The organism is Streptomyces sp. Alt3, from assembly GCF_030719215.1.
Taxonomy (GTDB): Bacteria; Actinomycetota; Actinomycetes; order Streptomycetales; family Streptomycetaceae; genus Streptomyces; species Streptomyces glycanivorans.
In genome coordinates this window covers 2,578,445-2,600,613 of record NZ_CP120983.1, presented here as the reverse complement: position 1 = coordinate 2,600,613, position 22,169 = coordinate 2,578,445, and the positions used below count along the sequence as shown (strand labels likewise).

Here is a 22,169-nt window from a genome sequence, read left to right as displayed (position 1 = left end):
GAGAACGTGAAGATGGTGACCGAGAGACCAGGTGCCGTGCGATCAGGCGCGGCCGTGCTGGCGGGCGGTGTCCTGCTGGCTCTGCTCTGGCCGGGGACCGCGGTGGCCGGCCAGGACCCGCTGCCGGACGAGGTGTCCGGCGGCTATGTGAGCTGGGCGACGGGGTCCCACGGTGTGGAACTGGAGGCGGAGAAGCCCGCCGTGCGCGGGGCCGGAGGGCTCACGTGGTTCCCGGCCGGGAGCGGCGGCGCCGACCTCGGGTCCGGGGACGCGGACGTCACCCTGGCCGGTACGGCACGGCTCACCGGCGCCGGGGGCCCGGCCGCCGGTGAGCTCGGTCTCGGCGGCCTGCGGCTGCGGCTGGAGGGCGGCGAGGGCGCGCTGTACGTCCGCGACGGACAGGCCGGTGCGGAAGGGGCCGTGGCCCTGGCCGATCTGCATACGGACGGCGCGGAACCCGTCGTACGGTCCGGAGGGCTGACCTGGGCCGGGCTGCGGGCCTCGCTCACGGCTGACGGGGCGCGGCTGCTGGCCGGCTGGAGCGGGCGCCCGTTCGCCGAGGGGGACGCCATCGGCGAACTCGATGTGACGCTCGGTACCGGCGGCGGACCCACGCCCGTGCCCGGAGTCGACGGTGGGCCCGCGCCGGGGAGCGCCGAGAGCCCCGACGGTGGGTCACCGGGTGCGCCGCCCGCACAGGAGCCCGACCCGGTGCCGGCCGAGGGGGCGGTGCCGCAGGAGCCGCCGTCCGCGGTCCCGGCGGCGCTCGTCGAGCACCCGGAAGTGGCGCCGGGGACCGAACAGCGCGTCACGGGTGAGGGGTTCGAGCCCGGCGAGGTGGTCCTCGTCGCCATCGACGAGGACACCCGCTACCAGGCGGTGGCCGACGCCTCGGGACAGGTCTTCCGGACCTTCCCGGTGTACGTCACCGCGACCGCGGGCGCGCACACGGCGGAGCTGTACTCGGTGACGGGGGACCGTCGCGCCTCGGCCGGTTTCCGCGTGCGGAACGAGGGCTGAAGCCACCCGCACCGGGCGCCCCGGACGTGTGGAGAGGGAGCGGGCCGCGGGTGCGGCCCGCTCCCCGGCATGCGCCCGTACGACGTCAACTCGGCCTCCGACAAGGGGGCATGGCGATTCTTTGCCGGCCATTGACAGTTGCCCGGAGTGTGTACTTAGGTTTGCCTTACCTAAGTGAGAACGGGTGGGTGGGCCTGCCGGCCACCCCGTCCGCCGGTGGGAAGAAGACCGCCCCCGACGGCCGTTCGAGCTCCCGACAGTTCAGACCTGACACCTAGAAGGGTGCTCTGCCGCCATGAGAGCTGTTCCGTCCGCCCGTACCGCCGCCCGCGCCGGACTCGCCGTCCTCGCCTCCGCCGCCCTGACCCTGGGCCTGGCCTCGTCCGCCTCCGCCGCCACCTCGACCCGCACGGTCACCGACGGCACCACCACCTACAACCTGTCGCTGGCCGCCCCGGACAGCGCCTCCGCCTCCGGCCAGGTCGTCACGGTCACCGGCTCCGGTTACAACACGGGCCAGGGCGTCTACGTCGGCCTGTGCGCGGTCGACGGGGCGCAGGGTGCGAACAAGCCCACCCCCTGTCTCGGCGGACAGGACGAGAGCGGCGCGACCGGCGCCTCGCACTGGGTCAACGACACCTTCGGCGGCCTCTTCGCCAACAGCTCCAAGTTCGCTGCGGGCGGCAGCTTCAGCGTGCAGATCTTCGTCAAGGCCACCCTCGACGACGGCCGTGTCTGCGGCGAGGACGTCGACTGCGCCGTGGTGACCCGCGCCGACCACCTCGACAGCGGTGACCGCAAGTACGACGTCCACGTCCCGATCGACTTCCAGTAATCACCTGCCGGGCCGGGCTCCGTACGACGGGGCCCGGCTTCCGGCGTACCGGGGTGCCGGGCGCATCCGGCAAGTGAGGAACTCTTCATGGCAGACGACACGTCCGCCCGGCGAAGGCCGGACCGCGCGGGCGGACCCCGCCCCGGGCGCCCGGCGGCACTCCTGGCCGCGGCCGCGCTCGTGGCCGCCTGCGTCACGGTGGGATCGGCGGCGCAGGCCGCGGACTCACCGAGGACGGGGCTCGGCAAGAACGGGCAGCGGCTCACGGTGTCCGCGTCCGCGCACCTCGACCCGGACGGCGACACCGTCCGCGTCACCGGCGAGGGGTACGACGCGACCAAGGGCATCTACATCGCCTTCTGCAAGGACAACGGGGACAACCGCATCCCCTCGCCGTGCCTCGGCGGTGCCGACATGACGGGCGGCGGCGGATCGTCGCAGTGGATCGTCCCCGAGGGCGACGTCTACGAGGGCGAACTGGCCAAGGCGTACGGCGAGGGCGGAAGCTTCGACGTCGAGATCGAGGTCGAGCAGCGGGGCAACGGCCTCGACTGCACCCAGGTCACCTGCGCCGTGGTCACCCGCGTCGACCACCGGGGCTCCGGCGACCGTTCCCAGGACGTCCGTGTCCCCGTGGTCTTCGAGGGCCAGGACACCGGTGGTGGCGACGACGGCGGGGACGGGGTCGACGTGCCCGCGGGCACCGTCAGCTACCGGCAGACCGCCGAGTTCACGGGCGCCGGCAAGCCCTTGGACCTCCTGCTGCACCCCGACTCGGGGAAGCTGTACGTCGGCGCCGACAACATCGCCGACACCTCGGACGTGAACGAACAGGGCCTGTACGTCCTGGACGCGTCGGACGGCACGGTCCGCAGCACGGTCAGCCAGGCGCCCGGCTCCAACGGCTCCCTGGCCGGCCGCAGGGTCACCCAGATCGTCGCACCGCTCGCCCGGGACGGCGTCGTCTTCCACTACCCGCTGCGGGGCATCGGCACCGCCCAGGACGGTGACGAGACCGCGAAGGGCGTCTGGCTCACCGGCTCCAGCGTCACGGCCACGGGACCGGGCACCGAGGCCGCCACCGTCCTGGTCCAGCAGGGCGCGCTCCTCTCCGAGGTCGAGACGTCGACCGGCACGGTCCGGCGCACGCTCACCCTCGGCGGAGGCTCGCGGCTCGGGGTGGACGCCGCCCGCGGCGCCGCCTGGTCGGGCTGGGCCGGCGGACCGCTGAGCCGGGTGGACACAGGCTCCTTCGCCGTGACCGCGACCGCCCAGCTCCCCTCCGAGAACCTCTGGTTCGTCGCCCCCGACCCCGCCACGGGCAACGTCTGGGCGGGCAGCGGGAACACGGTCCTGGTCTTCGGCCCGGACGCCGAACCGCTCGCCACGATCGAGGGCCCCGACCGGGCCACGGACGTCGCCTTCGACACCGCCACCGGCCGTGCGTTCGTCGTCTGGCAGGACAGCGGGGACACCAGCAACGGCGGTGACAACGACAGCTCGCTCGGGATCTACGACACGACGACGTACGAGGAGGCCGCCGAGCCGGCGCCGTTGCCGGGCAGCCCCGGACAGACCGGCCAGGCGAGCGTGGCCGTCGCCCCGGGCGGCAGCACCGTCTACGTCGCCAACCCGGCCGCGAGCACGATCAGCAAGCTCGAACGCCGGATGTCCCCGAAGATCACCCAGGCGCCCACGGACCAGTCGGTCGCGCAGGGCGCCGAGGCCGTGCTCGTGGCCGCGGCCGAGGGCGCCCCGGCCCCCGAGGTCCGCTGGCAGGTCAGCACGGACGGGGACCAGACCTGGAAGGACATCGTGGGGGCGACGGCGGGCAGGTACGCGTTCACCGCGAGGGCGGCGCACGACGGTTACCGCTACCGGGCCGAGTTCACCAACCCGGCGGGCACCACCCGCACCACCCCGGTCACCCTGACGGTCACCGGGTCCGGAGGCACGCCCGGCGGGGGTGACGGAGGTGAGAGCCCCGCGGAACCGGAACCGTCCGGATCGAGGACGGTCACCGGCCCCGGGGGACAGAAGCTCACCGTCACCCCGGTGAACCACCTCGCCACCGTCGGGCAGAAGCTGAAGGTGACCGGCTCCGGCTACGACGAGGAGAAGGGCGTCTACGTCGCCCTGTGCGTCGACAACGGCGAGGGGGAACTGCCCAGCCCGTGCGTCGGCGGCGTCGACATGTCCGGCGACTCGCACACCTCGGCCTGGATCTCGTCCAACCCGCCCGACTACGGGAAGGACCTGGCGATCCCCTACACGGCGGGCGGCTCCTTCGGCGTCGAGCTCACCGTCGACGCGAAGGACGAGTTCACCGACTGCTTCGTCTCCACCTGCGTCCTGGTCACCCGGGCCGACCACACGCTGTCCGGCGACCGTTCCCAGGACGTGAAGGTCCCGGTCGCCTTCGCCGGCCAGGAACCGGTGGACACGGACGACGGGTCCGGCGGCACGGACGGGGGTGCGACAGGCGGGGCGGACGGCGGCACGGACGGCGGTTCGACCGGAGGTTCGGACGGCGGCTCCACCGGCGGCACCTCCGGCGGTTCCTCCGGTACGTCCGCCTCGGGGTCCGTCTCCGGCGGTTCGGGCACGGCGTCCTCCTCGGGAGGAAGCCTCGCCTCGACCGGCCTCGACGTCGTGGCGCTCGGGGCGGTGGCCGCGCTGCTGGCGGCCGCGGGGTGGTTCGCACACCGCAGGGCGGGCGCCCGTCGGCGCACCGCGGACCCGGCGGCCTGACCGCGCCGCGACCACGACGGAGAGGGCTTCCCGCAGTGAGCGGGAAGCCCTCTCCGTCTCTGTCCGCGGCCCCCGTGAGAGGCGCCACCCTCAGGCCAGGCTCTCCCGCCACGCCTTGTGCAGCCCGGCGAACCTGCCGGTGCCGGCGATGAGTTCGGCCGGGGTGCCGTCCTCCACGATCCGCCCCTGTTCCATCACGAGCACCCGGTCCGCGATCTCCACGGTCGACAGACGGTGTGCGATCACCACCGCCGTACGCCCGTGCAGCACGGTGTCCATCGCCCGCTGCACCGCCCGCTCGCCGGGCACGTCCAGTGAGCTGGTGGCCTCGTCGAGGATGAGTACCGCGGGGTCCGCTAGCAGGGCCCGTGCGAACGCGACGAGTTGCCGCTGCCCGGCGGAGATCCGGCCACCGCGCTTGCGGACGTCCGTGTCGTACCCGTCCGGCAGGGAGCTGATGAAGTCGTGCGCCCCGATCGCCTTCGCCGCGTGCTCGATCTCCTCGGGTGTCGCCTCCGGGCGGCCGATCGCGATGTTCTCGGAGATCGTCCCCGAGAACAGGAACGCCTCCTGGGTCACCATCACCACGCCCCGGCGCAGTTCGGGCGTCGCCAGATCGCGCAGGTCGGTGCCGTCCAGCAGGACCCGGCCCTCCGTCGGGTCGTAGAAGCGTGCCAGCAACTTGGCCAGCGTCGACTTGCCCGCACCCGTCGAGCCGACCACGGCCACGGTCTGGCCCGCCGGGATCGTCAGGCCGAAGCGGGGCAGGACCTCGCCTCCCGTGCGGTAGGCGAACCGCACCCCGTCGAACGAGACCTCGCGGCCCGGGTGCTCACCGGCGAGGGACGGCAGGACCTTCGGCTCGGCGGGTTCGGGGACCGCGGGTGTCTGCGCCAGCAGGCCCGCGATCTTCTCCAGCGAAGCGGCGGCCGACTGGTAGGAGTTGAGGAACATCGCTAGCCGGTCGATCGGGTCGTACAGCCGCCGCAGATACAGCACCGCGGCGGCCAGCACACCGAGCGCCAGCGTGCCGGACGCCACCCGGTAGGCGCCCCAGAGCACCATCGCGGCCACCGCGGTGTTCGCGACCAGCCGGGAACCGACGACGTAACGGGCCATCTCCAGCAGGGCGTCGCCGTTCCGCCGCTCGTGGTCGTGGTTGGACACGGCGAAGTCCTTCTCGTTGGCCCGCTCCCTGCGGAAGGCCTGCACGGGACGGATGCCGTTCATCGTCTCGGCGAACTTCACGATGACCGCGGCGATCGCCGTCGAGCGCGCCGTGTACGCCTTGGCCGCCCGCTGCCGGTACCCCCGCACCAGCAGATACAGGGGAAGGAAGGAGGCCACGGCGATGGCGCCGATGCCGAGGTCCAGCCAGAGCAGCACCAGGGCGATCGACACGAACGACAGGATCACCCCGACGAGTTCCTGCAGCCCCTCGCTCAGCAGTTCGCGCAGGGACTCCACGTCCGTGGTCGAGCGGGAGATCAGCCGGCCCGAGGTGTAGCGCTCGTGGAAGTCCACGCTCAGCGCCTGCGCGTGACGGAAGATCCGTCCCCGCAGATCGAGCAGCACGTCCTGGTTGATCCGGGCGGCCGCCCGGATGAAGGCGTACTGGAGGACCCCCGCGCCCATCGAGCACACGGCGTACCCGATGCCCACGGCCGCGAGCGGACCGTAGTCGTGGTCCCGGAACGCGGGCACCCCGCTGTCGATGGCGTACGCGACCAGCAGCGGTCCCGCCTGCACGGCGGCCTGCTGGAGGAGCAGCAGGAGGGAGGTCACTGCCACCCTGGCGCGCAGGGGCGCCAGCAGGGAGAACAGCAGATCACGGGTGGCACCCCGGGGAGCGGGCAGCGTGTCGGCGCCGAACGGGTCCCCCTCGTCCTGTGCCGGGCCGGAGCCCTTCCCGGGCAGGTCCTCGTCGGCGACGGCGGGGCCGTCGGCAGTCGTACTGGTCATCGGGTGCTGCCCTCCTCGGCGACAGGAACACCGGTGTCGTGGGTGCCCGACATCAGCCAGGCGTACTCGGGGCTGGTGCGCAGGAGCTCCTGATGGGTGCCGACGGCGCTGATCCGGCCGTCGGACAGCAGGGCCACCCGGTCCGCCAGCATCACCGTCGACGGCCGGTGGGCGACGACCAGGGCCGTCGTCCCCTCCAGCACGCGCCGCAACGCCGCCTCCACCAGTGCCTCGGTGTGCACGTCCAGGGCGGAGAGCGGGTCGTCGAGCACCAGGAACCGCGGGCCCCCGACGACCGCGCGGGCCAGCGCGAGGCGCTGCCGCTGGCCGCCGGAGAGGCTCAGCCCCTGCTCACCGACCTGGGTTTCGACGCCCTGCGGCAGCTGGTGCACGAAGTCGGCCTGCGCGACGGCCAGGGCCTGGCGCAGCTCCTGTTCGCTCGCCCCCTCCGCGCCCATCAGCACGTTCTCCCCGACGGTCGCCGAGAAGAGGGTGGGTTCCTCGAAGGCCACCGAGACCAGCTCGCGCAGCCGCGGCCTGGCCATGGTGGCGATGTCCTCGCCGTCCAGCAGGATCCGGCCGCCCGTGACGTCGTGCAGCCGTGGCACGAGAGCCGTCAGCGTCGTCTTGCCGGAACCCGTGGCGCCCACCAGCGCCATCGTCTCGCCGGGCCGGATCCGCAGGTCGATCCGGCCGAGGACGGGCGGTGACCCGGGCCCGGCGTCGGGGTACCCGAACTCCACGCCCTCGAAGACGATGCCCTGGTCCGGTGTCCCGCCCGCCTCGGCGGGCGCCTCCGGCTCCGGCTCCTCCTCGACGTCCATGACCTCGAAGAACCGGTCGGCGGCCGTCGCCGCCTCCTGGCTCATCGCGAGCAGGAAGCCGATCGAGTCGACCGGCCAGCGCAGTGCCAGCGCCGTCGACAGGAACGCCACGAGCGTGCCCGCCGACAGGGTGCCGTCCGCGACCTCGATCGTGCCGAGCACCAGTGCGGCGCCGATCGCCAGCTCCGGGATGGCGGTGACGAGTGCCCAGATCCCCGCGAGCAGCCGGGCCTTGCCCAGTTCCGTGGCGCGCAGCCGCTGCGCGAGCGCCCGGAAGGCGAGCGCCTGGCTGCGGTTGCGGCCGAACCCCTTGACGATGCGGATGCCCAGCACGCTCTCCTCGACGACCGTGGTCAGATCGCCGACCTGGTCCTGGGCCTTGCGCGCCACCAGCGAGTACTTCGTCTCGAAGAGCGAGCACAGGACCATCAGCGGGACGGCGGGTGCGAGCAGCACCAGCCCCAGCGACCACTCCTGCGCGAACAGGATGACGAAACCGACCAGGATCGTCGTGCCGTTGACCAGCAGGAACGTCAGCGGGAAGGCCAGGAACATCCGCAGCAGCATCAGATCCGTGGTGCCGCGTGAGAGCAGCTGACCCGAGGGCCAGCGGTCGTGGAACGCCACCGGCAGCCGCTGCAGATGGCGGTAGAGGTCGGCGCGCATCGACGCCTCCACCCCCGCGAGCGGCCGGGCCACCAGCCATCGGCGCAGACCGAACAGCCCGGCCTCGGCGATCCCCAGCAACAGCAGCCAGAGCGCCCCCAGCCACACTCCGCCCGGATCGCGGTCCGCCACGGGGCCGTCGACCATCCACTTCAGTACCAGCGGGATCACCAGAGCGAGGCTGGACGCGAGAACCGCCACGAGGGCGGCCCCGATCCAGCGCGCGCGCACCGGCCTGACATAGGGCCACAGACGCAGGAGGGAGCGCACGGCGGACCGGTCCGTGGGCTCTGCAGGTTTTTCGGGCATCAGGACCGAGCCTATGGTTCACCACTGACATCTCTCATGTGGTTTTCCGGTCGGCCACCTCGGGTCGTAGAGCCCTGTCAACCGATCGGATGATGCCGGTCCGAGCGGGTCGGCGGATACCGGCGCCCGCCCCGCGACGGAATCCTCGGGGCATGGCAATCATCGAAGTACGCGGGGTGCGCAAGGCGTACGGCGGCCGCCCCGTGGTCGACGGGGTGAGCTTCACCGTCGACGAGGGGGAGATCTTCGGGATCCTCGGCCCCAACGGAGCCGGCAAGACCACCACCGTCGAATGCGTCGAAGGGCTGCGGATCCCCGACGCGGGCACCGTCCGGGTCGCCGGACTCGACCCCGTCGCCGACCGCCAGGAGTTCACGCACCTGCTCGGTGCCCAGCTCCAGGAGACCGAGCTCCAGCCCAAGCTGACCGTGCGCGAGGCGCTGGAGCTCTACAGCGCCTTCTACCGGCACCCCGCCGACCGGCACGCGCTCGCCGGCCGGCTCGGACTGGACGGTCACCTCGACCGCCGCTTCGCCCAGCTGTCCGGCGGCCAGAAGCAGCGCCTCTTCATCGCGCTCGCGCTGATCGGCAATCCGAGGGTGGTCGTGCTGGACGAACTCACCACCGGTCTCGACCCCCGGGCCCGCCGCGACACCTGGCAGCTCATCGAGGAGATCCGGGACGGCGGGGTGACCGTCCTGCTGGTCACCCACTTCATGGAGGAGGCCCAGCGGCTCTGCGACCGGATCGCGGTGATCGACAAGGGCCGGATCGTCGCCGTCGACACCCCCGGCGGGCTGATCGGTGCGGCCGCGGGCCCGACGGTCATCTCCTTCACGCCCTCGGAGCCGCTCGCGTACGCCGAACTCCGGGCCCTGCCCGGCGCCGTCTCCGCCGAGGTCACCGGGCCCGGCGGCCGGGTGGTCGTCCAGGGCACCGACGAGACCGCCAACGCCGTGATCACACTCCTCGCCCGCCGCCACATCACCGCCCGGCAGCTGCGCGTCACCGAGGCCGGCCTCGACGACGTCTTCCTCGACCTCACGGAGCAGGCCTCATGACCACGACCACCCCGCCTGCGCGTCCGGCCCCGCTCGCCGCCGTCCTCAGGGCGGAGACCCGGCTCTTCCTGCGTGAACCCGGCAGCCTGTTCTGGATCCTCGTCTTCCCCACGGCCCTGATGACGATCCTCGGTCTGATCCCGTCCTTCCGGGAGGCCGACGACGCACTCGGCGGGCGCAGCGTCATCGACCTGTACGTGCCGGTGGCCGTCCTGCTGGCCATGATCATGGCCGGGCTCCAGGCCATGCCGCCCGTCCTCACCGGGTACCGCGAACGCGGCATCCTGCGCAGGATGTCGGCCACGCCGGTGCGTCCGTCGGCCCTGCTCGCCGCGCAGATCGTGCTGCACGGCGCGGCGGCGCTGGGGTCCGCGGCACTCGTCGTCGCGGTCGGCAGGGCCGCCTTCGGCGTCCGGCTGCCGGGACAGGCCGCCGGCTACCTGCTGGCTCTCCTCCTCGCGGTGGCCTGCGTCCTCGCCCTCGGCGCGACCATCTGCGCGCTGTCCCGGACGTCCAAGGCCGCCACCGCCGTGGGGTCGGTGGCGTACCTCGTGATGATGTTCACCGCCGGCGTCTGGGTGCCCGTCCAGACCATGCCGGACCTGCTCCGCCGGATCGTCGAGTTCACCCCCTTCGGCGCGGCCTCCCAGGCCCTGGACCAGGCCGCCTCGGGAAACTGGCCCGGTTGGGCGCACCTCGGGGTCATGCTGGTGTGGACCGCGGCGCTCGGTGCGGTGTCGACCAGGCTCTTCCGCTGGGAGTGACCCGGGCGCGACGAGGGAGGAGGCCGGAGCACGGTGGGAGGGGGAGCGGCGGCATGAGCAGCGGTATGACGGTGGAGCAGCGCTGGGCACAGTTCTACCGGTACGGCCCGTACACGCTGCTCGGCATCGCCGTCCTGATGGCGGCGCTGTCCTCGGGCCTCATCGGGATGTCCGGAGCGGAGATGTACGCGACCGGTGGCCTGGTCACGGTGGCCTGGGCCCTCCAGCTGTGGTGGGGCCGGACCGAGGCCGGGGTCCCGGCGAAGTCGTCCGCCGCCGGGGCCTACTACGTCCTGAGGACCCTGATCGCCTTCGCCCTGTGCTGGTTCAACCCGTTCTTCTCCATCTACGCCGTCGTGGGCTACTTCGACGTCGGGCACCTGCTCCCGAAACGCTTCGTGCGCGCCGGCCTGCTGTGCACCGCCGTCATCATGGCGGGCTCGCAGTCCGGCAGCGGGATGCCGCCCGCCTCGCCCGTCAACTGGGCGGCCTTCGGCGCGCTGTTCGTCCTCCACGCCTTCCTCACCCTCCTCTTCGGCAACCTCAGCGCCAGGGAGGAGGAGAGGACGCGCAGACAGACCGCGACCATCTCCGAGCTGGAGCTCGCCAACACCCGTCTGGAACAGGCCCTGGCCGAGAACGCCACCCTGCACGCCCAGCTGCTGCTCCAGGCCCGGGAGGCCGGGATCGCCGACGAGCGCCGCCGGCTGGCCGCCGAGATCCACGACACCATCGCCCAGGGCCTGACCGGGGTCATCGCCCAGCTCCAGGCCGTCACCTCCACCGCCGACCCGGCAGTCGCCCGTGAACACCTCGACCGTGCGGCGGGGCTCGCCCGGCACAGTCTCGGAGAGGCACGCCGGTCGGTGCGCAACCTGGTGCCCGCGGCGCTGGAGCACGACGACCTGCCGGGCGCGCTCGCCAGGACGGTGACCGGCTGGGCGGAACGCACCGGCGTACGCGCGGACTTCACCGTCACCGGAACCGTCGAGCCGCTGCACGACGAGGTCGGGGCCACCCTGCTCCGGATCGCCGAGGAGTCCCTGTCCAACGCGGCCCGGCACGCCGGCGCGAGCCGGGCGGGCGTCACGCTCTCCTACATGGGCGACGAGATCACCCTGGACGTACGTGACGACGGCTGCGGCTTCGACCCGGCAGGGGTCCCGCCGTACACCGGCAGGGGCGGCTTCGGGCTGGGAGGGATGCGGGCCAGGGCGGAACGCATCGCCGGTACGGTCACGGTGGAGACGGCCCCGGGACTGGGTACCGCGGTCTCGGCCCGGGTACCCCTGGTCCGCCTCGGATGACGGACGCTAGCGTGAGGCACGACATGACCCATGCACCGGACACCGCGCGTGTCATCACCCTCGTCCTCGTCGACGACCACCCCGTCGTACGCGACGGGCTGCGGGGCATGTTCGCCTCCGCCCCAGGCTTCGAGGTGCTCGGCGAGGCGGCGGACGGTGTGGCCGGCGTGGAGACGACGGTCCGCCTGGACCCCGACGTCGTCCTGATGGATCTGCGGATGCCGGGCGGCGGGGGTGTGGCAGCCATCGCCGAACTGACCCGGCGCGGGGCCCGTTCCAGGGTGCTGGTCCTCACCACGTACGACACCGACTCCGACACCCTGCCCGCCATCGAGGCGGGCGCGACCGGCTATCTGCTCAAGGACGCGCCGCGCGACGAACTCTTCACCGCCGTGCGCGCCGCCGCCGACGGACGGACCGTGCTGTCGCCCGCCGTCGCCTCACGTCTCGTCTCCCGGGTGCGCACCCCGGCCTCCCCCGGCCACGAGTCGCTGTCCGCGCGCGAGTGCGAGGTGCTCGGGCTCGTCGCCCGCGGGACCTCGAACCGGGAGATCGCCGCCGAGCTGTTCATCAGCGAGGCGACCGTGAAGACCCACCTCACCCATGTCTTCGCCAAACTGGGCGCGAAGGACCGCGCCGCAGCCGTGGCCGTCGCCTACGAGCGCGGCATCCTCGGCTGAGCCGTTCCCCTCACCCCGACACCCGCAGCAGCAGGACCGTCCTTCCTTCCACGGTCACGGCCGTGCCGCCCCGGTGGAGGGTGCCGGGCGCCGTGGACTGGTCCTCGCGCGAGGTGTCCAGCACCAGTTCGTAGGTCCGGGCCCAGGGCGGGCCGGGGAGCCGGAACTCGCAGGGCAGGTGGTCCGCGTGCAGGACCGCGAGGAAGCTGTCGTCGGTGACCGGCCCGCCCCGCGCGTCCCGGCCCGGGATGTCGCGCCCGGACAGATAGAGACCGAGCGTCGCCGCCGGCGCGTACCAGTCGCCCTCCGTCATCTCCGTGCCCTGCGCGGTGAACCACGCCAGGTCCCGCAGGCCGTCCGGGGCCTGTGGCGTCCCGGCGAAGAAGGCGCGGCGGCGCAGCACCGGATGGCGGTGGCGCAGGGCCAGCACCCGGGCGGTCAGCTCGGTCAGCTCCCGCCACCCGGGGTCCTCCAGGAGCGACCAGTCCAGCCAGCTGACCTCGTTGTCCTGGCAGTAGGCGTTGTTGTTCCCGCCCTGGGTGCGCCCCATCTCGTCGCCCGCCACCAGCATGGGCACCCCGGTCGACAGGAGCAGCGTGGTCAGGAGGTTGCGCAGCTGCCGGCGGCGCAGGGCGTTGACGTCCTGGTCGTCGGTCTCGCCCTCGGCGCCGCCGTTCCAGGCCCGGTTGTCGTTCGTGCCGTCACGGTTGCCCTCACCGTTGGCCTCGTTGTGCTTCTGCTCGTAGCTCACCAGGTCGCGCAGGGTGAATCCGTCGTGGGCGGTGACGAAGTTGACCGAGGCGTACGGCCGCCTGCCGCCCCAGGCGTACAGGTCGCTCGACCCGGTGAGCCGGTAGCCGATGTCGCGCACGTCGGGCAGGGCGCCGCGCCAGAAGTCGCGCACGGCGTCCCGGTAGCGGTCGTTCCACTCGGTCCACAACGGCGGGAACGCGCCGACCTGGTAGCCGCCGTTGCCGACGTCCCACGGTTCGGCGATCAGCTTGACCCGGCGCAGTACGGGGTCCTGGGCGATCACCGCGAGGAAGGGGGACAGCATGTCCACGTCGTGCATCGAGCGGGCGAGGGCCGCCGCCAGGTCGAAGCGGAAGCCGTCGACGCCCATCTCCGTCACCCAGTAGCGCAGGGAGTCCGTGATCAGCCGCAGGACCTGCGGCTGCACCACGTGCAGGGTGTTGCCGCAGCCGGTGTAGTCCGCGTAGCGGCGGGCGTCCTGCTGGAGCCGGTAGTACCCCCGGTTGTCGATGCCGCGCAGGGACAGCATCGGGCCCAGCTCTCCCGCCTCCGCCGTGTGGTTGTAGACCACGTCGAGGATGACCTCGATCCCGGCGTCGTGCAGGGCGCGCACCATCTGCTTGAACTCGCCGACCTGCTGGCCCGTCGCGCCGCTCGCGGCGTAGTCCGCGTGCGGGGCGAAGTAGCCGATCGAGTTGTAGCCCCAGTAGTTGTGCAGCCCGCGCCGCAGCAGATGGTCCTCGTGGGCGAACTGGTGGACGGGAAGCAGCTCGACGGCGGTCACCCCGAGGCGGCGGAGATGGCCGATCGCGGCGGGGTGGGCGAGACCGGCGTAGGTGCCGCGCAGCTCGGGCGGGATGTCCGGGTGGAGCTTGGTGAAGCCGCGCACGTGCAGCTCGTAGATGACCGAGTCCGCCCACGGGGTCTTGGGCCGGCGGTCCTCCGCCCAGTCGTCGTCGTCGTGCACGACGACCGCCTTGGGGACGTACGGCGCCGAGTCCCGGTCGTCCCGCACGGTGTCGGCGACGTGCTGCTCGGGCCAGTCCCTCACATGGCCGTACACCTCGGGCGGCAGGGCGAAGGAGCCGTCCACCGCGCGGGCGTACGGGTCGAGGAGCAGCTTCGCGGCGTTCCACCGGGCGCCCGTCCAGGGGTCCCAGCGCCCGTGCACCCGGTAGCCGTACCGCTGCCCCGCCCCCACGCCGGGGACGAAGCCGTGCCAGATCTCGTGGGTCAGCTCGGTCAGCGGCAGCCGGGTCTCGGTGCCACGCTCGTCGAAGAGGCAGAGCTCGACGGCCTCGGCCCCGCCCGCCCAGAGGGCGAAGTTGGTGCCCGCCACTCCGTCCGGGCCCACCCGGAAGCGCGCTCCCAGCGGCATCGGGGCACCCGGCCATACGGGTGGTCCGTCCGCTTCGTTCCCGGGGGGCGGTTCGGCCTCCGCCACCCTCCCCCTCGTGGGTGGCGTTTCCTCCTGCTCGGCTGTGCTCGACACCTCTCAGCCTCCTGCGGCTCGTAGGAGCGGCCACCCGCAGAAGGAGTGCGCGGCGTCCCGGCCGCGCCCTTCCTGGCGGTGTCCTCCACTCTGTTCTGCCCACCGGTGGCGCCGCACTCACGTTTCCCCCGGGCAGCGGCGTCGTTGGGGGGAGCGTGAACCACGTAGCGAAGAGAGCACGCGCCGGTTCGGCCGCCGTGCTGACATGGGCAGGACTGTTCACCGTGCTGGCCGTACTGACGGGCTGCACCGGTGGGACGCCGTTCTTCGGGGACGACCGCTCGCCCGGGGACGCGATCAGGATCGTCCCCGAGGACGGCGCCGAGAACGTCGGCGCGGACAGCCGGCTCCGGGTGACCGTCCCCGACGGGCGTCTGGAGCGGGTGAAGGTGACCCGGACGGAGGACGCGGAACACCAGGAGGTGCCGGGCCGGATCGCCGACGACGGCCGTTCGTGGGCCCCGCGGGAGGAGGGATACCGGCTCGGGCTGGCCGGGAAGTACAGCGTGGAGGCCGTCGCGGTGGACGGCGACGGGCACCGCTCCGCCCGCAGCACCACGTTCACCACCCTGGTCCCCGAGGACCGCTTCATCGGCTACTTCAAGCCGGAGAACCGGTCCACCGTCGGCACCGGGATGATCGTCTCCTTCGACTTCAACCGGCCCGTCACCCATCGCGCCGCGGTGGAGAAGGCCATCAGGATCACGACGGAGCCCCGGGTCGAGGTGGTCGGCCACTGGTTCGGCAAGGACCGGCTGGACTTCCGGCCCGCCTCCTACTGGGAGCCCGGCACCCGGGTCACGGTCGATGTCGGCCTGCGCGACGTGGAGGGTGCGCCGGGGGTGTACGGCAGCCAGCGGAAGAAGGTGACCTTCACGGTGGGCCGTTCGCAGACGTCCGTCGTGGACGCCCGTGAGCACACCATGGAGGTACGCCGGGACGGCGAGGTCGTCAGTACGGTGCCGATCACCGCGGGCGCCGCGAAGACGACCTCGTACAACGGGAAGATGGTGGTCTCCGAGCTGCACGAGGTGACCCGGATGAACGGTGACACGGTCGGTTTCGGCGGTGAGTACGACATCAAGGACGTGCCCCACGCCATCCGGCTGACGAAGTCCGGCACCTTCCTGCACGGCAACTACTGGGAGGACCCGGAGATCTTCGGCTCGGAGAACACCAGCCACGGCTGCATCGGGCTGCGTGACGTGAAGGGCGGCAGCTCGGACACCCCGGCCGGCTGGTTCTTCGAGCGGACGCTCGTGGGTGACGTGGTCGAGGTGGTCAACTCCACCGACCGGACCGTCGCCCCCGACAACGGCCTCGGCGGATGGAACCTCGCCTGGCCCCGGTGGAAGGCAGGCTCCGCCCTGCGCTGAACCCCCGCCCGACCTGGGAAGGTCCCGGAGGCGTGTGCTCCGGGACCACTCGGCGGGCACGCGGGACGAGTTGGGACGGAACGGTGACAGTCCGGGGGAGTTCTCCCCACGCGCGGTGTGATTATCTTGCGCCGAGCGTGCATGTACAGCGCGCGGGGGTGCGGGCCATGGCGGGGCCAGGCCGTGCGAGGGGAGACGACCACTTTGAACGGGCAGCCGATATCGGGGGCATGGGCCGGCGCGGGCGGGGAACGGCGTGGGCGCGGAGCCCACGGCCTCCTCGCACTGGTACTGGGCGCGCTGCTGTTGCTGGTGACCGCGTGCGGCGGCAGCGGAGCCGCCGCCGACAAGGACGGGAAGCAGGCGGGCGCGAAGGTCGACGACACCAGCGCCTCGCAGGCGGTGGTGACGATCGCGCCCAAGGACGGGGCCGACGACGTGGCCACCAGCGGGGCGCTGAAGGTCTCGGCGGCCCAGGGCAAGCTGAGCACGGTGAAGGTCGCCGACCCCAAGGGCAAGGAGGTCGACGGCAAGATAGCCGGGGACGGCCTGAGCTGGGTCCCGGACCGGCATCTCGCCGCCGCGACGAAGTACACCGTCCACGCGGTCGCGAAGGACGGCAAGGGCCGCGAGTCGGCGAAGGACACCACCTTCACGACGCTGGTCCCGGAGAACACCTTCATCGGTCAGTACACGCCCGAGGACGGCTCGACCGTGGGCGTGGGCATGCCGGTGTCGATCCACTTCACCCGTGGCATCACCGATCCCGGTGCCGTGGAGAAGGCGATCAGTGTGACGGCGGAGCCCGCCGTGCAGGTCGAGCCCCACTGGTTCGGCAACGACCGCCTCGACTTCCGGCCCGAGAACTACTGGGCCGCGGGCACGAAGGTGACCCTGCGCCTCGACCTCGACGGTGTCGAGGGACGGCCGGGGGTCTACGGCAAGCAGGCCAAGACCGTGAAGTTCACCATCGGCCGCAGCCAGGTCTCCACCGTCGACGCGAGCTCCCACCGGATGAAGGTCGTCCGTGACGGCAAGCAGATCAAGGACATCCCGATCTCCGCGGGTGCCCCGGCCACGACCACGTACAACGGCCAGATGGTCATCAGCGAGAAGCTCAAGGTGACCCGGATGAACGGTGACACCGTCGGCTTCGGCGGTGAGTACGACATCAAGGACGTGCCGCACGCGATGCGCCTCTCCACGTCGGGCACCTTCATCCACGGCAACTACTGGGGCGGGTCGGGCATCTTCGGCACGACCAACACCAGCCACGGCTGTGTCGGCCTGCGGGACGTGCGTGGCGGCTGGGACGGAAAGACGCCCGCCGCGTGGCTCTTCGACAACTCGCTGATCGGCGACGTCGTCGTCGTGAAGAACTCCGAGGACAAGGTGATCCAGCCGGACAACGGCCTCAACGGCTGGAACATGGACTGGTCGGAGTGGACCGCGTAGGTCCCCTCACGGCAGGTTCGGAGCGGGCCCGGTGCTGTGACCAACGGCACCGGGCCCGCCCCCGTTAGCGGCGGTTAACCTGCTCCCCATGACCGTAACCCTCGAAGTACGCGACAACGTCGGCACGATCCGGCTGGACCGCCCTCCGATGAACGCCCTGGACGTGGCCGTCCAGGACCGGCTGCGTGAGCTCGCCGAGGAGGCGGGCCGGCGCGACGACGTGCGGGCGGTGATCCTCTACGGCGGCGAGAAGGTGTTCGCCGCCGGCGCGGACATCAAGGAGATGCAGGCGATGGACCACACGGCCATGGTCGTGCGTTCCCGTGCGCTGCAGGAGTCCTTCACCGCGGTGGCCCGCATCCCCAAGCCCGTGGTCGCGGCCGTCACCGGCTACGCCCTGGGCGGTGGCTGCGAACTGGCCCTCTGCGCCGACTTCAGGATCGCCGCGGACAACGCGAAGCTCGGCCAGCCGGAGATCCTGCTGGGGCTGATCCCCGGCGCCGGCGGCACCCAGCGGCTGGCCCGGCTGGTCGGTCCGTCGAAGGCCAAGGACCTGATCTTCACGGGCCGTCAGGTCAAGGCCGAGGAGGCCCTGGCGATGGGGCTCGTGGACCGCGTGGTGCCCGCCGCCGAGGTGTACGAGGCGGCGCACGCCTGGGCGGCCCGGCTGGCCCGGGGGCCCGCGCTGGCGCTGCGGGCGGCCAAGGAGTCCGTGGACGCGGGGCTGGAGACGGACATCGACACCGGCCTCACGATCGAGCGGAACTGGTTCGCGGGCCTGTTCGCCACCGAGGACCGCGAGCGGGGCATGCGCAGCTTCGTGGAGGAGGGCCCCGGCAAGGCCGAATTCCTCTGACCGAGGGTGAGTTGCGTACACAGGCACGCGCGTTCATCCGTGCGGGCGGATCAGCCGGACCTTAAGAAAGCCTTAAGGCCCGGCGCCCGCCCCGGCTGTGCAATTACCCGGCCGTTCTCCGTCGTCGCAGGTGAGCGTGGCTGAACGGGCCTCCATTCTGCCTCTGGCATATGCCAGAGAACCCGCCCGGAATGACTGGTTCCGGGGAGGGGATTCTGTCGGAACGGTCACGGAGCGCGTTCTGTGCGGCCATGATGGGGGGCATGGCGGGCCTGGAGGGTGTGGAACAGCCGCGACCGCGCAGCAGCGCTGCAGCGGCACGCTTGACGTCGGTCGCCGAGGACGAACAGGCGTACAGGGCGCTGGAGTTGTTCGGTAATCCGACGGAGGGGGAAGTCCGGCTGCCCTCCCGTCCGGAGTCCGCGGCGACGGCGCGGCGCATCACTTCGTGCGTGATGCTGCGACAGTGGCAGCTCCCCCCGCAGACCGCCGAATACGGAGTGCTCCTGGTCTCCGAACTCGTCGGCAACGCGGTGCGGCACACCGGGGCGCGGATATTCGGTCTGCGGATGCTGCGCCGCCGTGGCTGGGTCCGGATCGAGGTGCGCGATCCCTCGCGCGGGCTGCCGTGCCTGATGCCCGTCCGCGAGATGGACGTCAGCGGGCGAGGTCTCTTCCTGGTCGACAAGCTCTCCGACCGGTGGGGTGTGGACCTCTTACCCCGCGGCAAGACCACCTGGTTCGAGATGCGCACCACCGACCGCTGACACGCAGAAGCCCCCGGTCGGCCTGGGTGTGGCTCGGCGGGGGCTTCTGAGGGGGCCGTGGAATGGGGGGTGTGTCCACGGCCGCGCGGGGGACCTGGCTCGGGTCGGAGGAGGTCGTGTCACCGACTATGGCAGACGGGCGACCTCGGAGCCAAAGTGGCAAAAGGGATATTTAGCTCAAAAACCCCCAGAAGGCTTATGGATCGCAGGTGTGTTGGGTCACTCGCCTGGCATTCTTTGCACATTCTTCAGATGTGCCGGGTGATTCATCGATCACCTGTCGGAAGCAACCCTGCCCGGAAACGCCCGGATTTCACCCGTACCGCCTTACTGTGTCTCGGGTCTCGGGGAACAGCACCCGAACCGACCCGCGAGGTGGACGGCCATGGACGGTCGCAGGACACCGGTGCCCCGCCGCGGCGCCCTGCGCACGGCGGCCGGAGCACTCCTGGCGGGCGCGGCCGCCGCGGGCTGCGCACGCGACGCGTCCCCGCGGCCACCCTCGGAGGCGCGGAGCGCAGACAGCTCACCGGACGGCTCCGGCGCCCACAAGGCCCACGGCGCCGTGGCCCCGGCAGCCGTTCCCCGCCGCTTCCCCGGGCAGCCCGTCCAGATCGAGCACGGCCCCCGCGGCCGGCCCCGAGTGGCCCTCACCTTCCACGGCCAGGGCGACCCCACCCTGGCCCACGCCGTCCTGGGCGAGGCCGAGCGGGCCGGCGCCAGGCTCACCGTGCTGGCCGTCGGCAGCTGGCTCGACCAGAACCCCGGTATGGCCCGCCGGATCCTGGACGGAGGCCATGACCTCGGCAACCACACCCAGAGCCACCTCGACATCAACACCATGGACGAGGAGCGGGCCTACGAGGAGATCACCGGCTGTGCCCGGCGCCTGCGCCGGCTGACCGGTTCCATCGGTACCTGGTTCAGGCCCTCGCGTGCCCGGTACGCCACCCCGCTCGTCCAGGACCTCGCCCGGCGGGCCGGGTATCCGCACGTCCTGTCCTACGACGTGGACTCCCTCGACTTCACCTCGCCCGGGGTCGCCGCCGTCACCCGCAAGGTCGCCGGTGAGCTGCGCAACGGCTCCGTGGTGAGCCTGCACTTCGGCTACCGCGACACCATTGCCGCGCTGCCCCTCCTCCTCACCGAAATCGACCGGCGCCGACTGCGCGCGGTGACCACCACGGAGCTGTTGACCTGATGCCTCCCTCCCCGCGCGCCCTGACCGCCGCCGCCCTGCTCGTCGCCGCGCTCGCGGCCTGCGCCGCTCCCGCGGACCGTGCGAGGCCCGAGCCCTCGCGCACCGAGGCCGCCGCCCCGCCCGACCGTCCGGAATCCCCGCCCGGCCTGCCCGGAATGCCTCCCGTGCTCGACCCGAAGGACGTCTACGCCGCCGACCGGCCCGGAAAGCTCTCCGCGGCCGTCAAGGGTTTCCCGTCACGCGTCTACGTCCCCAACACCAACTCCGACACGGTGTCGGTGATCGACCCGGCGACGTACAAGGTCATCGAGACCATCCCCGTCGGCGACCAGCCGCAGCACGTCGTGCCCTCCTGGGACCTGAAGACGCTCTGGGTCAACAACGACCTCGGCGACAGCCTCACCGCGATCGACCCCGCCACCGGGAAGGCCGGCCGGACGCTCGACGTCTCCGACCCGTACAACCTCTACTTCACCCCGAACGGCAAGTACGCCGTCGTCATGGCCTCGATGGACCGTGAGCTGGTCTTCCGCGACCCGCGGACCATGAAGGTCGCCAAGACGGTGCCGGTGGACTGCGCCGGCGTCAACCACGCCGACTTCTCCGCGGACGGCCGGTACTTCATCGTCTCCTGCGAGTTCTCCGGTGAACTCCTCAAGGTCGACACCGAGAAGATGAAGATCGTGGGACAGCAGAGACTGCCGAAGCAGGGGGCGATGCCCCAGGACGTCAAGCTCTCACCGGACGGCGGCACCTTCTACATCGCCGACATGATGGCGCACGGCATGTGGGTGCTCGACGGCGAGAAGTTCACGACACCGAAGCTGCTCCCCACGGGCAAGGGTGCCCACGGCCTCTACGTGAGCCGGGACTCCGAGCAGATGTACGTCACCAACCGGGGCGAGGGATCCGTCTCCGTCTTCGACTTCGCCAAGGACGAGCTGACCGCGAAGTGGCACCTCCCCGACGGTGGGAGCCCCGACATGGGCGGTGTCTCCGCCGACGGCAAGGTGCTCTGGCTCTCCGGACGCTACGACGCCGAGGTGTACGCGATCGACACCGCCACCGGCAGGCAGCTGGCCAGGATCCCCGTCGGCAGCGGTCCGCACGGGCTGGCCGTCTACCCGCAGCCCGGACGCTACTCGCTCGGTCACACCGGCGTCTTCCGCTGACGGGCGCGGGGCCGCCCGCGCCCGTCGCCCGCCGGATCCGCCACCTGTGCAGCCGGATAATCTGACCCCGTCAACAACGCTTAACGAAGGGGCGGAACAGTGGCGGACATCGAGTCGGCACGCACGGCATTCGAGCGCTTCGACCAGAACGGCGACGGCAGCATCACGGCCGCCGAGTACAAGAGCGCCATGGCGCAGCTCGGTGACCCGTACGTCACCGAGACGGTCGCCCAGGCCGTCATCAACGCCCACGACGCCAACGGCGACGGCGAGCTCACGTTCGACGAGTTCTGGGCCTCGCAGAACAAGGCCTGAACCGCACCGGGCCGGCGGTGCCGGCCCGGCGCGGCGGGCGGGCCCGCTGCTCCCCGAGCCGCACCGCGTCGGACGCCTTCCGCTTCAGGGCGAGCGGAACGGGACCTGGTCACGACCGGCCGGAGCGCGGGGCACCGAGGCCGGGGACCGGCGCTCAGGACTCCGGGGCGGCTGGGTAGGCGGCCTCGAAGGAGGCCCGGAACAGGGCCTGGACCTCCTCGCTGCCCAGACCCTCGTCACGTGCCTGGTGCAGCCATTCGTTCAACGCCGTACGCAGCGGCCAGTCGGCGCCGCCGGATCCGGGCTCGGCGAGCGTGCGGGTGATGAAGGTCCCCGCTCCCTGGCGCACCTCGGCCAGACCCGCGCGCTCCAGCTCCCGGTACGCCTTGAGCGTCGTGTTCGGGTTGACCTTGGTGGCGGCGGCGACCTGTGCGGCCGTGGGCAGCTTGTCGCCCTCCTCCAACGCGCCCATCCGCAGGGCCTGTTCGACCTGGCGGACGATCTGGAGATAGGTTGCCACCCCGCTACGCCGGTCGATGCGGAACACGACCACGGGCATCACCTTCCGCTCGATGAGTGACATTTTACGTAGAGGACGGGCCC

General features: G+C 71.9%; 18 protein-coding genes. 14 read left to right on the top strand and 4 right to left on the bottom strand.

What is annotated here, in order from left to right; translation table 11 throughout:
- Positions 1-12 precede the first annotated feature (12 nt).
- The 3 genes from P8A20_RS10935 to P8A20_RS10925 all read left to right on the top strand — a co-directional run bounded on the left by P8A20_RS10935 (position 13) and on the right by P8A20_RS10925 (position 4,606).
- Positions 13-1,020 carry an HtaA domain-containing protein gene (locus tag P8A20_RS10935; RefSeq protein ID WP_306103418.1) on the top strand — a complete coding sequence of 336 codons (1,008 nt, stop codon included), beginning with the start codon at positions 13-15 and terminating at the stop codon, positions 1,018-1,020.
- Between the two features lie 295 nt (positions 1,021-1,315).
- Positions 1,316-1,855, top strand: coding sequence for a hypothetical protein (locus P8A20_RS10930; protein ID WP_306103417.1), 540 nt, complete (start codon positions 1,316-1,318; stop codon positions 1,853-1,855).
- Between the two features lie 87 nt (positions 1,856-1,942).
- The gene (locus P8A20_RS10925) at positions 1,943-4,606 is read left to right on the top strand and encodes a YncE family protein (protein ID WP_306103416.1); all 2,664 of its coding nucleotides are present in this window, start codon (positions 1,943-1,945) and stop codon (positions 4,604-4,606) included.
- Between the two features lie 90 nt (positions 4,607-4,696).
- Here the strand turns inward: P8A20_RS10925 and P8A20_RS10920 are convergent, their stop codons facing one another.
- Positions 4,697-6,568 (bottom strand): ABC transporter ATP-binding protein, encoded by a 1,872-nt coding sequence (locus P8A20_RS10920; RefSeq protein ID WP_306103415.1) that lies wholly within the window; start codon positions 6,566-6,568, stop codon positions 4,697-4,699.
- Positions 6,565-8,367: an ABC transporter ATP-binding protein gene (locus P8A20_RS10915; RefSeq protein ID WP_306103414.1), complete on the bottom strand. Its 1,803-nt coding sequence runs from the start codon at positions 8,365-8,367 to the stop codon at positions 6,565-6,567. The genes P8A20_RS10920 and P8A20_RS10915 overlap by 4 nt, the downstream gene beginning before the upstream one ends.
- A gap of 152 nt (positions 8,368-8,519) precedes the next feature.
- Here P8A20_RS10915 and P8A20_RS10910 point away from each other — a divergent pair, with 152 nt between their 5' ends.
- From P8A20_RS10910 to P8A20_RS10895, 4 genes are read left to right on the top strand one after another with little or no spacing between them, the layout of a single operon-like run.
- Positions 8,520-9,428 carry an ABC transporter ATP-binding protein gene (locus P8A20_RS10910; protein WP_306103413.1) on the top strand — a complete coding sequence of 303 codons (909 nt, stop codon included), beginning with the start codon at positions 8,520-8,522 and terminating at the stop codon, positions 9,426-9,428.
- Complete coding sequence (locus P8A20_RS10905; RefSeq protein ID WP_306103412.1) at positions 9,425-10,192, top strand: ABC transporter permease; 768 nt, start codon at positions 9,425-9,427, stop codon at positions 10,190-10,192. Before P8A20_RS10910 ends, P8A20_RS10905 begins: the two co-directional genes overlap by 4 nt.
- A 53-nt stretch (positions 10,193-10,245) precedes the next feature.
- On the top strand, positions 10,246-11,499 hold the full coding sequence (locus P8A20_RS10900) for a sensor histidine kinase (RefSeq protein WP_147959585.1): 1,254 nt from the start codon (positions 10,246-10,248) through the stop codon (positions 11,497-11,499).
- A 23-nt stretch (positions 11,500-11,522) separates the two neighbouring features.
- Positions 11,523-12,179 (top strand): response regulator, encoded by a 657-nt coding sequence (locus tag P8A20_RS10895; RefSeq protein ID WP_147959586.1) that lies wholly within the window; start codon positions 11,523-11,525, stop codon positions 12,177-12,179.
- A gap of 10 nt (positions 12,180-12,189) precedes the next feature.
- Here P8A20_RS10895 and glgX read toward each other — a convergent pair whose 3' ends face one another.
- The gene (glgX, locus tag P8A20_RS10890) at positions 12,190-14,310 is read right to left on the bottom strand and encodes a glycogen debranching protein GlgX (protein WP_147959587.1); all 2,121 of its coding nucleotides are present in this window, start codon (positions 14,308-14,310) and stop codon (positions 12,190-12,192) included.
- A 269-nt stretch (positions 14,311-14,579) separates the two neighbouring features.
- Between glgX and P8A20_RS10885 the strand changes: the two genes are divergently transcribed.
- The 7 genes from P8A20_RS10885 to P8A20_RS10855 all read left to right on the top strand — a co-directional run bounded on the left by P8A20_RS10885 (position 14,580) and on the right by P8A20_RS10855 (position 21,566).
- On the top strand, positions 14,580-15,800 hold the full coding sequence (locus P8A20_RS10885; protein ID WP_306103411.1) for a L,D-transpeptidase: 1,221 nt from the start codon (positions 14,580-14,582) through the stop codon (positions 15,798-15,800).
- A gap of 204 nt (positions 15,801-16,004) precedes the next feature.
- Positions 16,005-17,255 carry a L,D-transpeptidase gene (locus P8A20_RS10880; protein WP_147959589.1) on the top strand — a complete coding sequence of 417 codons (1,251 nt, stop codon included), beginning with the start codon at positions 16,005-16,007 and terminating at the stop codon, positions 17,253-17,255.
- A gap of 88 nt (positions 17,256-17,343) precedes the next feature.
- The gene (locus P8A20_RS10875) at positions 17,344-18,111 is read left to right on the top strand and encodes an enoyl-CoA hydratase/isomerase family protein (protein WP_147959590.1); all 768 of its coding nucleotides are present in this window, start codon (positions 17,344-17,346) and stop codon (positions 18,109-18,111) included.
- Between the two features lie 251 nt (positions 18,112-18,362).
- Entirely contained in the window at positions 18,363-18,878 is a 516-nt protein-coding gene (locus P8A20_RS10870; RefSeq protein WP_147959591.1) for an ATP-binding protein, read from the top strand.
- 385 nt (positions 18,879-19,263) lie between these two features.
- Entirely contained in the window at positions 19,264-20,079 is an 816-nt protein-coding gene (locus P8A20_RS10865) for a polysaccharide deacetylase family protein (protein WP_306103410.1), read from the top strand.
- Complete coding sequence (locus P8A20_RS10860) at positions 20,079-21,251, top strand: YncE family protein (RefSeq protein WP_147959593.1); 1,173 nt, start codon at positions 20,079-20,081, stop codon at positions 21,249-21,251. The genes P8A20_RS10865 and P8A20_RS10860 overlap by 1 nt, the downstream gene beginning before the upstream one ends.
- A gap of 99 nt (positions 21,252-21,350) precedes the next feature.
- On the top strand, positions 21,351-21,566 hold the full coding sequence (locus tag P8A20_RS10855; protein WP_147959594.1) for an EF-hand domain-containing protein: 216 nt from the start codon (positions 21,351-21,353) through the stop codon (positions 21,564-21,566).
- Positions 21,567-21,720: 154 nt separating this feature from the next.
- On the opposite strand, the gene P8A20_RS10850 is transcribed toward P8A20_RS10855, so the two are convergent.
- On the bottom strand, positions 21,721-22,149 hold the full coding sequence (locus P8A20_RS10850; RefSeq protein ID WP_147959595.1) for a GntR family transcriptional regulator: 429 nt from the start codon (positions 22,147-22,149) through the stop codon (positions 21,721-21,723).
- Between the last annotated feature and the right edge of the window lie 20 nt (positions 22,150-22,169).